Source organism: Streptomyces sp. NPDC012474, from assembly GCF_042955185.1.
Taxonomy (GTDB): domain Bacteria; phylum Actinomycetota; class Actinomycetes; order Streptomycetales; family Streptomycetaceae; genus Streptomyces; species Streptomyces cahuitamycinicus.
In genome coordinates this window covers 67,567-83,497 of sequence record NZ_JBIBEP010000009.1, presented here as the reverse complement: position 1 = coordinate 83,497, position 15,931 = coordinate 67,567, and the positions used below count along the sequence as shown (strand labels likewise).

17 protein-coding genes are annotated in these 15,931 nt (G+C 71.8%); 8 read left to right on the top strand and 9 right to left on the bottom strand.

Translation table 11 applies throughout. The features are described from left to right. Positions 1–12 precede the first annotated feature (12 nt). Positions 13–1,128, top strand: coding sequence for a CorA family divalent cation transporter (locus tag ACFY9S_RS20845; protein WP_391130621.1), 1,116 nt, complete (start codon positions 13–15; stop codon positions 1,126–1,128). Between the two features lie 23 nt (positions 1,129–1,151). Further along, positions 1,152–1,664: a hypothetical protein gene (locus ACFY9S_RS20840; protein ID WP_391130618.1), complete on the top strand. Its 513-nt coding sequence runs from the start codon at positions 1,152–1,154 to the stop codon at positions 1,662–1,664. A 4-nt stretch (positions 1,665–1,668) separates the two neighbouring features. On the opposite strand, the gene ACFY9S_RS20835 is transcribed toward ACFY9S_RS20840, so the two are convergent. Continuing rightward, a complete protein-coding gene (locus tag ACFY9S_RS20835; RefSeq protein ID WP_391130615.1) occupies positions 1,669–2,424 on the bottom strand; it encodes a hypothetical protein in 756 nt (251 codons plus the stop codon). Between the two features lie 225 nt (positions 2,425–2,649). On the opposite strand from ACFY9S_RS20835, the gene ACFY9S_RS20830 reads away from it, so the two are divergent. The 3 genes from ACFY9S_RS20830 to ACFY9S_RS20820 are packed head-to-tail and all read left to right on the top strand — an operon-like array spanning position 2,650 to position 5,698. Further along, on the top strand, positions 2,650–3,933 hold the full coding sequence (locus tag ACFY9S_RS20830) for a magnesium transporter MgtE N-terminal domain-containing protein (RefSeq protein WP_391130612.1): 1,284 nt from the start codon (positions 2,650–2,652) through the stop codon (positions 3,931–3,933). After that, positions 3,923–4,522: a DUF1003 domain-containing protein gene (locus ACFY9S_RS20825; protein WP_391130609.1), complete on the top strand. Its 600-nt coding sequence runs from the start codon at positions 3,923–3,925 to the stop codon at positions 4,520–4,522. Before ACFY9S_RS20830 ends, ACFY9S_RS20825 begins: the two co-directional genes overlap by 11 nt. A gap of 42 nt (positions 4,523–4,564) precedes the next feature. Then, positions 4,565–5,698 carry a P-loop NTPase gene (locus ACFY9S_RS20820; protein WP_391130606.1) on the top strand — a complete coding sequence of 378 codons (1,134 nt, stop codon included), beginning with the start codon at positions 4,565–4,567 and terminating at the stop codon, positions 5,696–5,698. 131 nt (positions 5,699–5,829) lie between these two features. Here ACFY9S_RS20820 and ACFY9S_RS20815 read toward each other — a convergent pair whose 3' ends face one another. The 5 genes from ACFY9S_RS20815 to sigE form a co-directional block, all read right to left on the bottom strand. Continuing rightward, a complete protein-coding gene (locus ACFY9S_RS20815) occupies positions 5,830–6,501 on the bottom strand; it encodes a hypothetical protein (RefSeq protein ID WP_391130603.1) in 672 nt (223 codons plus the stop codon). A gap of 225 nt (positions 6,502–6,726) precedes the next feature. Next, complete coding sequence (locus ACFY9S_RS20810; RefSeq protein ID WP_102912988.1) at positions 6,727–7,176, bottom strand: sec-independent translocase; 450 nt, start codon at positions 7,174–7,176, stop codon at positions 6,727–6,729. A gap of 217 nt (positions 7,177–7,393) precedes the next feature. After that, a complete protein-coding gene (locus ACFY9S_RS20805; RefSeq protein WP_391130600.1) occupies positions 7,394–9,583 on the bottom strand; it encodes a trypsin-like peptidase domain-containing protein in 2,190 nt (729 codons plus the stop codon). A gap of 130 nt (positions 9,584–9,713) precedes the next feature. Continuing rightward, a complete protein-coding gene (locus ACFY9S_RS20800; RefSeq protein WP_391130597.1) occupies positions 9,714–10,754 on the bottom strand; it encodes a zf-HC2 domain-containing protein in 1,041 nt (346 codons plus the stop codon). Beyond that, a complete protein-coding gene (gene sigE / locus ACFY9S_RS20795; RefSeq protein WP_102912321.1) occupies positions 10,751–11,452 on the bottom strand; it encodes an RNA polymerase sigma factor SigE in 702 nt (233 codons plus the stop codon). Before sigE ends, ACFY9S_RS20800 begins: the two co-directional genes overlap by 4 nt. Positions 11,453–11,686: 234 nt before the next feature. Between sigE and ACFY9S_RS20790 the strand changes: the two genes are divergently transcribed. Next, a complete protein-coding gene (locus ACFY9S_RS20790; RefSeq protein ID WP_269465895.1) occupies positions 11,687–12,385 on the top strand; it encodes an O-methyltransferase in 699 nt (232 codons plus the stop codon). Between the two features lie 119 nt (positions 12,386–12,504). Here the strand turns inward: ACFY9S_RS20790 and ACFY9S_RS20785 are convergent, their stop codons facing one another. Then, the gene (locus ACFY9S_RS20785; protein WP_003966491.1) at positions 12,505–12,672 is read right to left on the bottom strand and encodes a DUF3117 domain-containing protein; all 168 of its coding nucleotides are present in this window, start codon (positions 12,670–12,672) and stop codon (positions 12,505–12,507) included. Between the two features lie 385 nt (positions 12,673–13,057). Here ACFY9S_RS20785 and ACFY9S_RS20780 point away from each other — a divergent pair, with 385 nt between their 5' ends. After that, positions 13,058–13,861, top strand: coding sequence for an enoyl-CoA hydratase/isomerase family protein (locus tag ACFY9S_RS20780; RefSeq protein ID WP_102912322.1), 804 nt, complete (start codon positions 13,058–13,060; stop codon positions 13,859–13,861). Here the strand turns inward: ACFY9S_RS20780 and ACFY9S_RS20775 are convergent. Beyond that, positions 13,827–14,465 carry a DNA-3-methyladenine glycosylase I gene (locus ACFY9S_RS20775; RefSeq protein WP_102912319.1) on the bottom strand — a complete coding sequence of 213 codons (639 nt, stop codon included), beginning with the start codon at positions 14,463–14,465 and terminating at the stop codon, positions 13,827–13,829. The genes ACFY9S_RS20780 and ACFY9S_RS20775 overlap by 35 nt on opposite strands. Then, entirely contained in the window at positions 14,462–14,851 is a 390-nt protein-coding gene (locus tag ACFY9S_RS20770) for a DivIVA domain-containing protein (protein ID WP_391130595.1), read from the bottom strand. Before ACFY9S_RS20770 ends, ACFY9S_RS20775 begins: the two co-directional genes overlap by 4 nt. A gap of 144 nt (positions 14,852–14,995) precedes the next feature. Between ACFY9S_RS20770 and folP the strand changes: the two genes are divergently transcribed. Further along, on the top strand, positions 14,996–15,856 hold the full coding sequence (folP, locus tag ACFY9S_RS20765) for a dihydropteroate synthase (protein ID WP_391130592.1): 861 nt from the start codon (positions 14,996–14,998) through the stop codon (positions 15,854–15,856). Positions 15,857–15,931 lie beyond the last annotated feature (75 nt).

Here is a 15,931-nt window from a genome sequence, read left to right as displayed (position 1 = left end):
AAGGAGCCCGCCATGTCGATGATCCGCGACCTGCGCGCAGTCGTCCGTCCGTCCCGTGTGTCGCTGCGCAAGGACGGCGGGACGTACGACGCCACCCGCAGCCCCTGCGCGGCCACGGCCGTCGTCGACTGCGCCGTCTACCGCGACGGCCGCCGCATCGAGACCGAGACCGCCCTGACCCCGCACGAGGCGGTGCGCCTGGTGCGCCGCGACGGGGGCTTCGTGTGGATCGGCCTGCACGAGCCGACGGAGGCCGAATTCTCCGGCATCGCCAGCGAGTTCGGACTGCACCCGCTCGCCGTGGAGGACGCCGTCCAGGCCCACCAGCGGCCCAAGCTGGAGCGTTACGACGACTCCCTCTTCACGGTCTTCAAGACCATCCACTACGTCGAGCACGACCAGTTCGACGCCAACAGCGAGGTCGTCGAGTCCGGCGAGGTCATGTGCTTCACCGGACGGGACTTCTTCATCACCGTCCGGCACGGCGGGCAGGGATCCCTCCGGGCCCTCAGGCACCGCCTGCAGGACGACCCCGAGCTGCTCGCCAAGGGCCCCTCGGCGGTGCTGCACGCCATCGCCGACCACGTCGTCGACGGGTACATCGCCGTCGCCGACGCGGTGCAGGACGACATCGACGAGGTCGAGACCGAGGTGTTCTCCCCGGGGCGCAAGGGCGCACCGCGGGGTTCGGACGCCGGCCGGATCTACCAACTCAAGCGCGAGGTACTGGAGTTCAAGCGGGCCGTGTCGCCGCTGCTGCGGCCCATGCAGCTGCTGAGCGAGCGGCCGATGCGGCTGATCGACCCCGACATCCAGAAGTACTTCCGGGACGTCGCCGACCACCTGGCCCGCGTCCAGGAGCAGGTCCTCGGCTTCGACGAGCTCCTCAACTCCATCCTCCAGGCCAATCTCGCGCAGGCGTCCGTCGCCCAGAACGAGGACATGCGGAAGATCACCTCCTGGGCCGCGATCATCGCCGTGCCGACGATGGTGTGCGGCGTGTACGGCATGAACTTCAAGTACATGCCGGAGTTGCACTGGAAGTACGGCTACCCGGTGATCCTGAGCTTCACGGTGGCCGTCTGTCTGGGCATCCACCGCACGCTGAAGCGGAACGGATGGCTGTGAGCAGCCTGGTTAGGCTGGGCCCCATGACAAGCGAGCTGCTCGACCAGGCCCTCGTCGAGGAGGCCACCAAGAAGTCCGGCCTCGTCTGGGTCCAGGGCCCCGACGGCCCGGCGCGTGCGCTCTGGCACGTGTGGCACGAGGGCGCCGCGTGCCTGGTCGGCGACGGGCCCGGCGAGCAGCCGCTGCCGGGGCTGACCGACGGCGCCGAGGCGAAGGTGACGGTACGCAGCAAGGACAAGGGCGGCCGGCTGGTCACCTGGACGGCGCGGATCACCCAGCTCGCGCCGGGCTCCGAGGCGTGGGACGCGGCGGTCGCCGAGCTGAAGGGCAAACGGCTGAACGCGCCCGACGGCGAGGCCATGCCCGAGCGCTGGGCCCGCGAGTGCCGGGTGCTGCGCCTGGAACCGACCGGGGCGACGGTGCCACTGCCCGACGGCTCCCTGTCCGAGCCGCCCCTGCCGTCCCCGGCGCTCACCCGCCGGCCCGTCCCCGCGGGCCTGCCCCGCCTGCTGCTGAAGAAGCGCAAACGGACGTGACGGTCTACGACGTCGGCAGCTGCCGGCCGTAGTCCACCGTCTCGTTCCTCTCCGGCCTCCTGAGGGAGAAGTCCTCACCCCAGCCGGAGAACGTGAGCGTGCCCGCCCCGCCCGCCCGTTCCAGGCGCAGCGGGTACGGCTTGCCCTCCAAAGACACCTCCAGGGTGCCACCGGAGCCCTTGTCACCGGTGACGCGGATGGTACGGACGCCCGCCTCCTCGTCGTGGCCGCCCGTCGCGAGCGTCCCGTGCAGGGTCAGCAGACCGTCGAGGAGGAGACCCTTGTCCGTGAAACCGCTGAACTTCTTGTACGAAGGGTCGCCCTTCGGCACCTTCACGAACTTGCCGCCGAGCTTGGAGGCCGCCGCCGCGTCCGCCTTGCCGCCCCCGCCCTGGCCGCTGCCGTGAGTCCAGAACTCGGCGTCCGCCTTGACGTAGAGCTGCTCGCCGATGCGCAACAGCTTGAAGGTCGCGCTTTCGGAGGTGACCGAGCCGTCACCGCCGTCGTCGTTCACCCGCATGTCGAGCGCGTACGTCCGACCGCCGCTGACGACGTTGCCGTGCACCCGGACCGCCCCGGCGGACTCCGCGGCCGACCGGGTCTTGCCCTGGATCTTGGCGGCGGGGAGTCTGCCGACCCCGTTGGTGCCCTCGTTCGGATCCTCCGCGCAGCCGGTGAGCACCGTTCCCGTCACGAGCAGTGCGCACGTCGCGCTCGCGAGTGCGGCACCTCGGCCGCGGCTCTGGCGAATCGGGGTCACAGGTGGGGCTGCCTCTCTGACGGGAGACCTGAACGGCGTACCGCAGGGTACCGGGGTCGTGCGGGCGGATCGGAGCCAGTCCGTCCGGACCGGCCGCCGACGCGTCGCCGATCGGGACGGGCTAGCCTGAAGCCCACCCGAGCGGGCAATTCGGAAGACACAGGCACAAAGAAAGCCACACCGACAGCCACCACGAACCACCCCGCACGAAAAGGAGCCGCGGCCATGGCAGCGGGCGCCCCCAGGATCTTCGTATCGCACCTTCAAGGTGTCGCCGTCTTCGACCCAGCCGGCGACCAGGTGGGGCGCGTGCGCGATCTGGTCGTCATGCTGCGGGTGGGGCAGCGGCCGCCGAGACTGCTCGGCCTCGTCGTCGAACTCGCCACCCGCCGCCGTATCTTCCTGCCGATGACCCGGGTCACCGCCATCCAGTCCGGCCAGATCATCACCACCGGCGTGCTCAACGTCCGGCGCTTCGAGCAGCGGCCCACCGAGCGGCTGGTCTTCGGGGAGCTGCTGGACCGGCGCGTGACGCTCACCGAGAGCGGCGAGGAGGTCTCCGTGCTCGACCTGTCGGTGCATCAGCTGCCGGCCCGCCGGGAGTGGGAGATCGACCGGGTCTTCGTCCGCAAGGGCCGGAAGGGAACTGCCTTCCGCCGGGCCAAGGGCGAGGCACTGACCGTCGAGTGGACCGCCGTGAGCGGCTTCTCCCTGGAGGAGCAGGGGCAGGGCGCGGAGAGCCTCCTCGCCACGTTCGAGCAGCTGCGCCCCGCCGACCTGGCCAACGTCCTGCACCACCTCTCCCCCAAGCGCCGGGCCGAGGTCGCCGCCGCCCTCGACGACGACCGGCTCGCCGATGTGCTGGAGGAGCTCCCCGAGGACGACCAGATCGAGATCCTCGGCAAGCTCAAGGAGGAGCGCGCCGCCGACGTCCTGGAGGCCATGGACCCGGACGACGCGGCCGACCTGCTGGGCGAGCTGCCGACGGACGATCAGGAGCGGCTGCTGCGCCTGATGCAGCCCGGCGACGCGGCCGACATGCGGCGCCTGATGTCGTACGAGGACCGCACGGCGGGTGGTCTGATGACCACCGAGCCGATCGTGCTGCGCCCGGACGCCACCGTCGCCGACGCCCTGGCCCGGGTCCGCAACCGCGACCTCTCCCCGGCGCTCGCCGCCCAGATCTACGTGTGCCGGCCCCCGGACGAGACGCCGACCGGCAAGTACCTGGGCACGGTCCACTTCCAGCGTCTGCTGCGCGAACCACCGCCCTCCCTGGTCAGCTCGATCCTGGACAGCGATCTGCAGCCGCTCGACCCCGAGGCGGCGCTGCCCGCCATCGCGGGGTTCTTCGCCACCTACGACATGGTCGCGGCGCCGGTCGTCGACGAGGCCGGCGCGCTGCTGGGCGCGGTGACCGTGGACGACGTGCTCGACCACATGCTCCCGGAGGACTGGCGGGAGACGGAGTTCCACCTGGACGAGGAGGTGGCCACCGATGGTGCCTGAGCGCGAGAGCCTGCGCGACCGCACGCCGGCGGGTGCCACGGCCGCCTCCCGGCCCCGCACCACCCGACTCGACCAGCCGCTGCCGCGCCGGCGACGGTTCCTGCCCGAGTACGACCCGGAGGCCTTCGGGCGGCTGTCGGAGCGCATCGCGCGCTTCCTGGGCACCGGGCGGTTCATCGTCTGGATGACGGTCGCCATCATCCTGTGGGTGGTCTGGAACATCTTCGCGCCGCGCGACCTGCGCTTCGACGAGTACCCGTTCATCTTCCTGACCCTGATGCTGTCCCTCCAGGCCTCCTACGCCGCCCCGCTGATCCTGCTCGCGCAGAACCGGCAGGACGACCGGGACCGGGTCAACCTGGAGCAGGACCGCAAGCAGAACGAGCGGTCGATCGCGGACACCGAGTACCTGACCCGCGAGATCGCCGCCCTGCGCATCGGCCTGGGCGAGGTCGCCACCCGCGACTGGATCCGCTCGGAGTTGCAGGACACGATCAAGGAATTGGAGGAACGGCACAACGGCCACCGTCACGACCCCGTCGTGTTCCCGGCGGAACGCTCACGGGGACGTGACGCAGACGACCACTGAGACGCTTCCCTACGCACCGGTACAGAGCCGTACCATCGTCCTATGGCTATGGAAGACGCGGTGCGCGAGGCACTGGCGACGGTGAACGACCCCGAGATCCACAAGCCCATCACCGAACTCGGGATGGTCAAGTCGGTGGAGATCGGCGCGGACGGGGCCGTCGCGGTCACCGTGTACCTCACGGTCTCGGGCTGCCCGATGCGGGACACGATCACGCAGCGCGTGACCGACGCGGTGTCCGCGGTCGAGGGCGTCACCCGCGTCGACGTCACGCTCGACGTGATGAGCGACGAGCAGCGCAAGGAACTGGCGTCCGCCCTGCGCGGCGGCCAGACCGAGCGCGAGGTCCCCTTCGCCAAGCCGGGCAGCCTGACCCGCGTCTACGCGGTCGCCTCCGGCAAGGGTGGCGTCGGCAAGTCCTCGGTGACGGTCAACCTGGCGGCGGCGATGGCGGCCGACGGCCTCAAGGTCGGCGTCGTCGACGCCGACATCTACGGCCACTCCGTGCCGCGCATGCTGGGCGCCGACGGCAGTCCCACCCAGGTCGAAAACATGATCATGCCGCCGTCGGCGAACGGCGTGAAGGTCATCTCCATCGGCATGTTCACCCCGGGCAACGCCCCGGTCGTCTGGCGCGGCCCGATGCTCCACCGCGCCCTCCAGCAGTTCCTGGCGGACGTGTACTGGGGCGACCTGGACGTCCTGCTCCTGGACCTGCCGCCCGGCACCGGCGACATCGCGATCTCCGTCGCCCAGCTGGTCCCGAACGCGGAGATCCTGGTCGTGACGACCCCGCAGCAGGCAGCGGCCGAGGTCGCCGAGCGCGCGGGCTCCATCGCCGTCCAGACCCACCAGAAGATCGTCGGCGTGGTCGAGAACATGTCCGGCCTGCCCTGCCCGCACTGCGACGAGATGGTCGACGTCTTCGGCACGGGCGGCGGCCAGTCGGTCGCCGACGGCCTGACGCGCACGACCGGCACGAACATCCCGGTCCTCGGCAGCATCCCCATCGACGTCCGTCTCCGCGAGGGCGGCGACGACGGCAGGCCGGTCGTCCTGACGGACCCGGACTCCCCGGCAGGCTCGGCGCTGCGGGCGATCGCGGGCAAGCTGGGAGGACGGCAGCGGGGCCTGTCGGGCCTGTCCCTGGGGATCACCCCGCGGAACAAGTTCTGATCGAAACGCCCTGGGGGGCAACGCCCCCCAGGGGTGCGGGGAACTACGCGACCAGCCACGACGTGCCCGCAGCCGCCCGCTGACAGGACCCCTGCGGCGATGGACGCCGACAGCAGGCGGCGCCCCCGGCGTCACGCGTAGGCGGCGATGTCCTTGACCGCGGCGAAGCCGAGCCCATACGCACTCAAGCCCCTGCCGTACGCCCCGACGTGGACGCCCGCCGAGGTCGACCCGGCAAGCACCCACCCGAACTCGGACTCCCGGTAGTGGAACGCCGTGGGCACCCCGTCCACCGGCAGCGACAGCGTCGACCAGTCGTCTCCGTCCAGGTCGTCCGCCAGCACCCACGCCGTCTCGGTCTGCTGCTCCAGCCAGTCGTCCCGCAGGGCGTGGTCCATCTGCCCGGGCCAGGTGAAGGACAGCAGCCCCACACCCGCCAGCCACGCCGCGGAGGAGACCGACGTGGCCTCCAGCAGCCCCGTTCCGTCCGCCGTGCGCCGTGAGGGGTTCGCCGCCACGGTCACGACGACCGCGAACTTCTCCTTGGCATCCTGATCGGCCCCGGCGGCGTGCTCGTTGCGCACCGTGGGTTCGTCCCCGTGCCCGATCGACCCGTGTTCCACGGCCCCGTCGGCCGTCGTACCGACCTGCATCAGCCAGCGCGGTCCCGTGAAGGCCTCGTCGAGGCCGTACCACGGGAAGGGCGCACGCAGGTAGCCGTCGACCGCACGCCGGGCGGAGCGGACCTGTTGTCCACCCTCCCCGGCCGGCGTCTGCGCGACTGCCCGACTCGTCGTCTCCATAAGCCCGGACGCCTCCTCGCTCTAGTCGGACCGGAACGGCCAGCCCCCCTTCGGGCGTACTCGTCACGGTCCGCACAACAACTCGGCAGCATAGCCACACCGCTGGGAGCAGCAGGGAAACCGCCCGGCGCGTGGGCCGCACGGGCGCCCGGTTCAGGCCGTAGACAGCCCGACCGGAGTATGAAACGCGTCACGCGCGGGGGCGTGCGCCCCTGGGCGTGTCGCTCAGGTGGCGTCCGCGTCGAAGGGCGGCCGGTCGTCCGGTTCGGGCGTTTCCGGCTTCTTCGTCATGTCGATGCGGCCACCGGACGACCCGGCGGCTCCTGCGGGCGACGCTGAGGAGGTGTCGGATTCACGGCTGTGGACGGCGTCGGTGACCTCGGCCATCTCCTTCTTCAGGTCGAAGCCGTTACGGATCTCCTTGAGCCCCAGGTCCTCGTTGTCCAGCTGCTTGCGGATGAACGTCTTGGGGTTGAGGTCCTCGAACTCGAAGTCCTTGAATTCCGGGCCCAGTTCCTCCCGGATGTCGTTCTTGGCGCTCTCCGAGAACTCACGGATCTTCCGGATCGTGCGTGTCACGTCCTGGATGACCTTGGGGAGCTTGTCCGGACCGAAGACGAGCACGGCGAGGACGATGAGCGTCACCAGCTCGAGTGGTCCTATGTCATTGAACACCTGAAGCTCCTTGCGATGTCCTCGGTCCTCGGCCCTCGTGGTCGGTGCGGGTCTTGCCGTGGTCCGGGCCGGATCCACGGTACCCGGCGATCCTGTCCGACCGGTACTGTCCCGGGACCTCCGAGTGCGGGAGGTGGGGGCGCTTTCCCGATTGTTTGCCCTGTTGGTCCCTTGTAGGGCCTGATGAGACGTCTTCGCGGGCCCCGGACCTCATGTCTCAGCCACCGGACGATCCGAGGACGAGTGAGATCTTCCGCTCCTTGCCGCCGCGTTCGACGGTCAGCTCCAGGCGGTCGCCGGGGCGGTGTGCCCGGGTCTTGACGATCAGTTCCTCGCCGGAGTGCACCCGCCGGCCGTCGACCTGCGTGATGACGTCACCCGACTTGATCCCGGCCTCGGCACCCGGGCCGCCCGCGGTGACCGGTGCTCCGCCCTCGCTGCCTTCGGTGGCTACGCGGGCGCCGTCGCCCGTGTAGTCCATGTCCAGGGTGATGCCGATGACCGGGTGGGTCGCCTTCCCTGTGTTGATCAGCTCTTCGGCGACGCGTTTGCCCTGGTTGATGGGGATGGCGAAGCCGAGGCCTATCGAACCGGACCGGCCGCTGTCCTGCGTGGAGCCGCTGTCCGCCGACCGGATGGCCGAGTTGATGCCGATGACCCGGGCCCGGGCGTCGAGCAGGGGCCCGCCGGAGTTGCCGGGGTTGATGGGCGCGTCGGTCTGCAGCGCGTCGACGTACGACACGTCGCTGCCGTCACCCTTCTCGCCGCCGGCCGTGATGGGCCGCTGCTTGGCGCTGATGATGCCGGAGGTGACCGTGCCGGCCAGGTCGAAGGGGGCGCCGATGGCTACGACCGGGTCGCCGACCTGCACGTTGTCCGAGTTGCCGAGGGGCAGGGGTGTGAGTCCGCTGACGCCCTTCACCTTCACGACGGCGAGGTCGTAGCCGCTGTCCCGGCCCACGACCTCGGCCTGGGCCGTCTGCCCGCCGTTGAAGGTCACGGTGATCTCGCCGCCCGATCCGGCGGGCTGCACGACGTGGTTGTTGGTGAGGATGTGCCCCCGGATGTCGAGCACGAAGCCGGTGCCCGTGCCCTGCTCGCCCGCGCCGCCGACATGCAGTGTGACCACGCTGGGCAGGGCCCGCCCGGCGATCCCGGCCACACTGTCCGCGTCCCGCGCGGTGGCCTCTTCCGAGGCCTGCGGCAGCTCGACGGTCCCGACGCCGCCGTTCCGCTCCAGGTACGTCCCTACGACGCCGCCGACGCCGCCGGACACGAGCGCGAGCAGCACGGCACCGAGCACCAGGGCCTTCCTGCCCCGCTTGCGCCGCTGCTGCGTGCTCGGCACGGCGGCGCCGTTCTGCTGGAGAGGCCCGTGTCCCCCGTGGCCCGCGGGAGCCGCCCAGGGGTCGTAGCGCTGCCACGGGCCGGGGGCGGGGGCAGGTCCCGGCCCCTCGGCGTGGACCGGCGCGGCCTGCGGGGGCGCCGGTGCGCCGTGGGCCGGCAGCCCGGGCAAGGCCGCAGGAGCGGGGACGTGCGCGGCCGGCGCGGGAACACCGGGGGGCGTCGGCATGTGATCGCCGGAGGGCATCGGCATCCCGGCCGACGCCGGTGCGGCCGGCGCGGGACCGCCGGAGACCGGGGCGGGCGGGGTGGTGCCGGGCCCCGACGGCGCGCCTGGCGCCGGCACACCGGGGGCCGTCGGCATCTCGGCCGACGCGTGAACCCTAGGCCCGTGATCGCCGGAAGGAGCCGGCATCCCAGCCGGGCCCGGCGCGGGGGCGCCGGAGACCGGGGCGGGCGGGGTGGTGCCGGGCCCCGACGGCGCGGCCGGGGTGCCCGGCACGGTGGGCTGCTGCCCCGGTATCGCCACACCCTGGGCGGGAGTCGTCGCCGGGTGCTGTACGGGCGGCGCGGGCGCCCAGGGGCCGGGTTCACCGTAGGGCGGGGTGCTGTAGGGGTCGGGGTCGTGCAGCGGCCGGGGAGCGCCCTCGGGCGGCCCGGCTGGTGCGACGGAGGCAGCAGAGGCGACGGGGGCGTCCTGGCTCCCGGGCTCCCGGGCGGCGGGGACCGCAGCAGCGGCCTCGGCGGCGGCCTGGCCGGGGACGGTCGTGGCGACGGCGTCGCCGCCTGCCGATGCGGCGGGCTCCGCCGGGCCCCCTGCCGGAACCGCCTCGGGACGCCTCAACTCGTAGTCGCCGTCCTCGGCAGGCCGAGCCGCCGGACGCGCCAGCTCGAAGTCCCCGTCGGTGCCGGTCGGCTCCGCCGGGGCCGTCACCGGCCCGTGTGCCCCGTGCGTGCCCGGGCCCTCCGCCACGGCCCCCTCCATGCCCTCCGGCTCTTCCGCGAGTTCCTGCGGCCGTGGTCGGCTCCACCACTTCGCCTTCGTGGGCTTCCCCTCGTTCATGCTCTCCCCACAGCCGCGGCACGGCTCGTCGCGGTGGCCGCGGTTCGTCGAATCGGCGCCCGGCCACACCTCGGCCGCGGGCGACAACCCCCGGATTCAATCAGGTTCGCGGGCCGGTGCGCAGAGTCGGTCAGCGAGCCGTACGGGAGGAGGCGGAGGAAGAGGGGGACGAGGCCGGGTCCAGGAGGGGCTCGGCGAACAGGGGGGCCGTGATCTCGGGGACCTCGGCCCAAGAGGTCAGGGCGGCCGGCGTGGCCGCTTCGAGCGGACGTATCAACGGGGACATGACGGCCGCGCCGGCCACCACCGGGGCGGTCAGCGCATGCAGCGCGTGCTGCCGGGCGGCGGGGGGCACCCCGGGCAGCAGAGGCGCCGACACCTCGGTCGGGGCGACCGGGCCGCGGCCGAGCGTGTTCTGGCCGTGCACCTGCCCGAGCAGCGGAGCCGTCCGGCGCCGCTGGGATTCGGGCGGTGCCGCGGGGCCGGTGCCCTGGGTGCGCATCGGCGTCACATTGCTCCCCGAGCCCTGGCCTCCTCGGGCCTCCGTGTCGGCCGGGGTGACGGTGGTGACACCGCCCAGCGCGATCGCGGCCAGCGACACGGCCCCGGCGGCGACGAACGCGAACCGCAGCCGCGATGAGGAGCGGTCGGTGTCGTGCCGGCCGACGTCGTGGATACGGAAGCCCCTCCCCGGGGGCAGGCCCCGGTGGTCCGACGGCAGATCACCGGTGTCGGACGGCAGGCTCGGGCCTCCCGGGGAGGCGGGCAGCACGGGCAGGTGCGGCCGGGCGGGGGCGTAGCCGAACTCGAACCGCTCGTCGCGCTTCACTCCGAACACCCCGGAAGATCCGAACCGTCCGGACATCCCTCCGGGCAGCGCTCCTCCGCCCGGCGGTGTGAGATCACCGTCCGGGCCGCCGCCCGCGGGTAGTCCCTGCAGGCGGGCCAGGAAGCTCTCGGAGGGGGGCGGCGGGGCCGCCTCCGCGAAGACGTTCTTCAGCCGGCGCTGGGCGTCCACCTCCGCCTTGCACTTCGGGCAGGTGGCCACGTGCGCCAGTACGCGCTCACGCGCGTCATGACCGAGCTCTCCGTCCACCAGGGCGGAGAGTCGGTCTCCCAGATGCTGCTCTGCGAGGTGACCCTCGGAAGCCTTCGGCCGAGATCCGCTCACGCGCTCGCGCCCCCTCCTCCCAAGGCGGGAACACGGGGCACGAAGGAGCGGCGCTCGGCACGCGCCTCCGGGGAACGGTGCGCAAGGGCCTTGCGCAGCTGGGAGCGGCCACGGTGGATCCGCGAGCGGACCGTGCCGAGCTTGACGCCGAGGGTCGCGGCGATCTCCTCGTACGACAGTCCTTCGATGTCGCACAGGACGACCGCGGCGCGGAACTCGGGGGCGAGGGTGTCGAGGGCCTGCTGGACGTCCGCGTCGAAATGCGCGTCGTTGAAGACCTGCTGCGGCGTGGGCTCCTTGCTGGGCAGCCGCTCTGCCGCGTCCTCGCCGAGCGCGTCGAAACGGATGCGCTGCTTGCGGCGGACCATGTCCAGGAACAGGTTCGTGGTGATGCGGTGCAGCCAGCCCTCGAAGGTGCCCGGCGTGTAGGTCGACAGGGAGCGGAAGACGCGGACGAAGACCTCCTGCGTGAGGTCCTCCGCGTCGTGCTGGTTGCCGGTCAGGCGGTAGGCGAGCCGGTAGACCCGGCCGCTGTGCGTGCTGACGATCTCCTCCCACGTGGGCGGAGTCCACGCCTGCCCGTCCGCGTCGGTGGTGAAGGTCGCGGTCTGGGCGATGTCAGCGGCGTGACTGTGGTCAGCAGCGGTGTCGTTCACGGATGTCGGCCTGCCCGCCGATCCGAGGAAGCGCCGCAGCACTCCTCCGCGATCCACAGACGCAGCCGCACCTCCCCTGTCAGCTCTGGTGGTGTCCAGTGGAGCCCCTACCATAGCCACCTCGCCCGTTAGGACCGGATAAGCGGTTTTACGAGAATTTGATCTGGGCTGATACCCCTCGTACTGCTGCGTTGGCACTTGCTCGGCGACCTCTTGCACCGCCCGCCCCCCGTCCCGACCGACGCCACTTGCTCATCCCTTTAAACGACCGGTCCCATCTGCGGGTTCCCGTGCCCAACGGATACAGTCACGCCCAGGCATTCACGGGGACAGGAGAGGGTCATTACCGGCAACCGGCAGACGAGCTGGGCGTTCGCCGACGCCTATGTCGCCGAGGACGAAGCGCTGCACTGGGCCCGGGACCGGGCCCGTGAGGCAGGGCTGCGCTCGGTGACGCCCGGCACGGGCGCCGCGCTGCGGTTGCTGGCCGCGTCCGTCGACGCCAAAGCCGTCGCGGAGATCGGGACCGGCTGCGGTGTCTCCGGGATCCACCTCCTGCACGGTATGCGGCCCGACGGTGTGCTGACGACCGTGGACCCCGAGCCGGAGCACCAGCAGTTCGCCCGCCAGGCCTTCCGCGCCTGCGGCTTCGCCAGCAACCGCGCCCGCTTCATCCCGGGCCGCGCCCTGGACGTGCTGCCCCGCCTCGCGGACGCCGGTTACGACCTGGTCTTCTGCGACGGTGATCGCCTGGAGGTCATGGACTACCTCGCTGAATCGTTGCGTCTGCTGCGCACCGGCGGGCTGGTCGTCTTCGAGGGCGCCTTCGCGAACGGCCGGACGGTGGACTCCGGCCCGCAGCCCACGGAGGTGCTGCGGCTGCGCGAGCTGCTGCGTGCGGTGCGCGAGAGCCAGGAGCTGGTTCCGTCACTGCTGCCGGTGGGCGACGGGCTGCTGTGCGCGGTCAAACGCTGACCGGGTCGGCACGTTAGCGCGGCCGGAGCCGGGGCAGGCGAGTGTCATCGGTGAGAAAACAGCCGCCCCGGCATCACGGGTGATGCCGGGGCAACTGAAAGGGTATGGTCGCTTGCGCGTCAGCCGACGACCTTCTTGAGGGCATCGCCCAGCGCGTCGGCCTCGTCCGGGGTCAGCTCGACGACGAGCCGACCGCCGCCTTCGAGCGGAACGCGCATGACGATGCCCCGCCCCTCCTTGGTCACCTCGAGCGGGCCATCACCCGTTCGCGGCTTCATGGCCGCCATGCTCGTTCCCCTTCCTGAAACCCAGCTCATCGTCAAAGCCGACGGCCCCTGAGAAGGGCACACGTGTGGTTCCTTGTGGCAGGACACGCGACACCGGCATCGAACACATTGCTTCCAAGCCATTATCCCGCATCTCAGGACCCGATGACCAACATCAGTAGGCATCGCTTGGGCAACGCACGCGAGCAAAACCACTCAATTCGGCGATGAGACTGCGATACTCCGCCGCCGCGCACGCATCCGCCGAACCGATTCGCACGAGAATTCTTTGACGCAGGTCACACGTACGGTCCGGTTCCCCGTCCGCGATCTCCGTCATGCTGTCCTGCAGACCCGGGACGTACCGGCCGGTACGTCCTCGATCCGCGACTCGGAGGGGATACGCATGACCGACACCGTGCTCTACGAGGTGAGCGACGGACTCGCGACGATCACGCTGAACCGCCCGGAGGCGATGAACGCGCTGAACGTGGCGACCAAGGTCGCCCTGCGGGAGGCGGTCGAGTCGGCGGCGGGCGACGGCGCCGTACGGGCGGTACTGCTGACCGCCGCCGGTGACCGGGCGTTCTGCGTCGGACAGGACCTCAAGGAGCACATCGGGCTGCTGGTCCGGGACCGGGAGACCGGTTCGGGGCAGACCATGAACACGGTCCGGGACCACTACAACCCGATCGTGCGGGCGCTGGCCGGGGCGGCCAAGCCGGTCGTCGCCGCGGTGAACGGAGTGGCGGCCGGGGCGGGCTTCGGCTTCGCGCTCGCCGCGGACTACCGGATCGTGGCGGACACGGCGGCGTTCAACACCTCGTTCGCCGGGGTCGCGCTGACCGCCGACTCGGGGATCTCCTGGACGCTGCCGCGCGTGATCGGGCCGGGCCGGGCCGCTGACCTGCTGCTCTTCCCGCGGAGCATCAGCGCGCAGGAGGCGTACGAACTGGGCATCGCGAACCGGCTGGTGCCGGCCGGTGACCTGCGGGCGGAGGCCGAGAAGGTCGCGCGGGCGCTGGCCGAGGGCCCGACGGTGGCGTACGCGGCGCTGAAGGAGTCGGTGGCGTTCGGCCTGACGCACTCCTTGGAGGAGGCCTTGGAGAAGGAGGACGAGCTCCAGACCCGGGCCGGCTCCTCCGAGGATCACGCGATCGCGGTGCAGGCCTTCGTCAACAAGGAGAGGCCGAAGTACTTGGGGCGGTAGCGCCGCCCCGCGCCTTTGACGGGGTGCTTCTGGCGACGCAGGTCTCCAGGTGATCGTCCACCAGGCCGCACGCCTGCATCAGCGCGTACGCCGTCGTCGGGCCCACGAAGCGCAGGCCCCGCTTCTTCAGGGCCTTGGACAGGGCCGTCGACTCGGGGGTGACGGGAGGGACGTCGGAGAGGGTCTTCGGGGCCGGGCGTCCGGCCGGGTCGGGGGCGTGGGACCAGATCAGCGCGTCGAGTTCGCCCGGGGACCACTGAGTCAGCGCACGCGCGTTGGCGAGGGTCGCGTCGATCTTGGCGCGGTTGCGGATGATGCCGGCGTCGGCCAGGAGGCGCTCGCGGTCGTCGTCGGTGAAGGCGGCGACCGAGGCGATCTCGAAGCCGGCGAAGGCGGCGCGGAAGCCGGGGCGGCGGCGCAGGATCGTGATCCAGGACAGCCCGGACTGGAAGGCCTCCAGGCTGAGGCGCTCGAAGAGCGCGTCGTCGCCGTGGACCGGACGGCCCCACTCCTCGTCGTGGTACGCCACGTACTCCGGGGCGGACAGGGCCCAGGGGCAGCGCAGCGCGCCGTCCGGGCCGGCCAGGGCGGCGCCGTCGCTCACGGCCGGTCCTCCTTCCTGGGGGCGGGCTTCTCCATGGACACGTGGTTCTCCCCGGACGCGTGCACCGGTGCGTGGGCGGAGCCCGACCGGGCTCCGGCCAGGGCCGACTCCAGGTCGGCGATGCGGGCGTCGCGCTCGGCGAGCTCGGCGCCCAGACGGCTGAGGGCGTCGTCCACGTCCGCCATCCGGTAACCGCGGGCGGCGAGCGGGAAGCGCAGGCCCTCCACGTCCGCGCGGTCGACCGGGCGGTCCGGGGGCAGCGGGTCCCGCAGCCGTTCGGGGGCGGCCTCGGGCAGCGGGCCGTTCTCGCCGCCGCCCACCACGGCGAGCGTCACCGCGGCGACCACGACGGCGAGCGCGACGACCAGGAACAGGAACATAACCATCGCGGGGCCCCCACGGTCGGACGGATCGGACTCTTCGGAAGTCCTCCGAGTCGGATGTTGTCAGGCTCCGATCGTGCCATGCGAGTCTGACGGTTAGGGTCGCAGGCGGCGGAAGACGGGACGTACCAGGAAAGGTCACAGGGGATGCTCAGGCTGGGCAGGCGGGAATTCGGGACGCACGAGCCGGTCATCATGGCGATCGTGAACCGCACCCCCGACTCCTTCTACGACCGGGGCGCCACCTTCCGCGACGAGCCGGCCCTCGCGCGCGTGGAGCAGGCGGTCGCCGAGGGCGCCGCGATCATCGACATCGGCGGGGTCAAGGCCGGGCCGGGCGAAGAGGTCACGGCCGAGGAGGAGGCCCGGCGGACGGTCGGGTTCGTGGCGGAGGTGCGGCGGCGTTTCCCGGACGTGGTCATCAGCGTGGACACGTGGCGGGCCGAGGTCGGCGAGGCCGTGTGCGAGGCCGGGGCCGATCTGCTGAACGACGCGTGGGGCGGGGTCGATCCGGGGCTGGCGGAGGTCGCCGCGCGGTATCAGGTGGGCCTGGTGTGCACGCACGCGGGCGGGGCGGAACCGCGGACCCGGCCGCACCGGATCGAGTACGACGATGTCATGGCGGACATCCTGGACGTGACGGTCGGGCTGGCGGAGCGGGCGCTCGCACTGGGGGTACCGCGGGAGTCGATCATGATCGACCCCGGCCACGACTTCGGCAAGAACACCCGGCACAGCCTGGAGGCGACGCGCCGGCTGGACGAGATGGTCGCCACGGGGTGGCCGGTGCTGGTGTCTTTGTCCAACAAGGACTTCGTCGGGGAGACGCTGGACCGGCCGGTGAAGGAGCGGGTGATCGGTACCTTGGCGACCACGGCGGTGTCCGCGTGGCTGGGGGCGCAGGTGTACCGGGTGCATGAGGTCGCGGAGACGCGGCAGGTGCTGGACATGGTCTCGGCGATCGCGGGGCGTCGGGCCCCTGCCGTGGCGCGGCGGGGGCTGGCCTAGCCCGGGTGCCAGGAGTCTCCGCCCCCTGGCACCCCCGGCCTGTGCCCACCCGACAAGCCCGGCTGGAACCGCCTT

Bases quoted from the DNA above. Each gene is read 5' to 3' on its own strand.
- ACFY9S_RS20845 (WP_391130621.1), top strand. From the start codon at position 13: ATGTCGATGATCCGCGACCTGCGCGCAGTCGTCCGTCCGTCCCGTGTG.
- ACFY9S_RS20840 (WP_391130618.1), top strand. From the start codon at position 1,152: ATGACAAGCGAGCTGCTCGACCAGGCCCTCGTCGAGGAGGCCACCAAG.
- ACFY9S_RS20830 (WP_391130612.1), top strand. From the start codon at position 2,650: ATGGCAGCGGGCGCCCCCAGGATCTTCGTATCGCACCTTCAAGGTGTC.
- ACFY9S_RS20825 (WP_391130609.1), top strand. From the start codon at position 3,923: ATGGTGCCTGAGCGCGAGAGCCTGCGCGACCGCACGCCGGCGGGTGCC.
- ACFY9S_RS20820 (WP_391130606.1), top strand. From the start codon at position 4,565: ATGGCTATGGAAGACGCGGTGCGCGAGGCACTGGCGACGGTGAACGAC.
- ACFY9S_RS20815 (WP_391130603.1), bottom strand. From the start codon at position 6,501: ATGGAGACGACGAGTCGGGCAGTCGCGCAGACGCCGGCCGGGGAGGGT.
- ACFY9S_RS20805 (WP_391130600.1), bottom strand. From the start codon at position 9,583: ATGAACGAGGGGAAGCCCACGAAGGCGAAGTGGTGGAGCCGACCACGG.
- ACFY9S_RS20785 (WP_003966491.1), bottom strand. From the start codon at position 12,672: ATGGCGGCCATGAAGCCGCGAACGGGTGATGGCCCGCTCGAGGTGACC.
- ACFY9S_RS20780 (WP_102912322.1), top strand. From the start codon at position 13,058: ATGACCGACACCGTGCTCTACGAGGTGAGCGACGGACTCGCGACGATC.
- ACFY9S_RS20770 (WP_391130595.1), bottom strand. From the start codon at position 14,851: ATGGTTATGTTCCTGTTCCTGGTCGTCGCGCTCGCCGTCGTGGTCGCC.
- folP (WP_391130592.1), top strand. From the start codon at position 14,996: ATGCTCAGGCTGGGCAGGCGGGAATTCGGGACGCACGAGCCGGTCATC.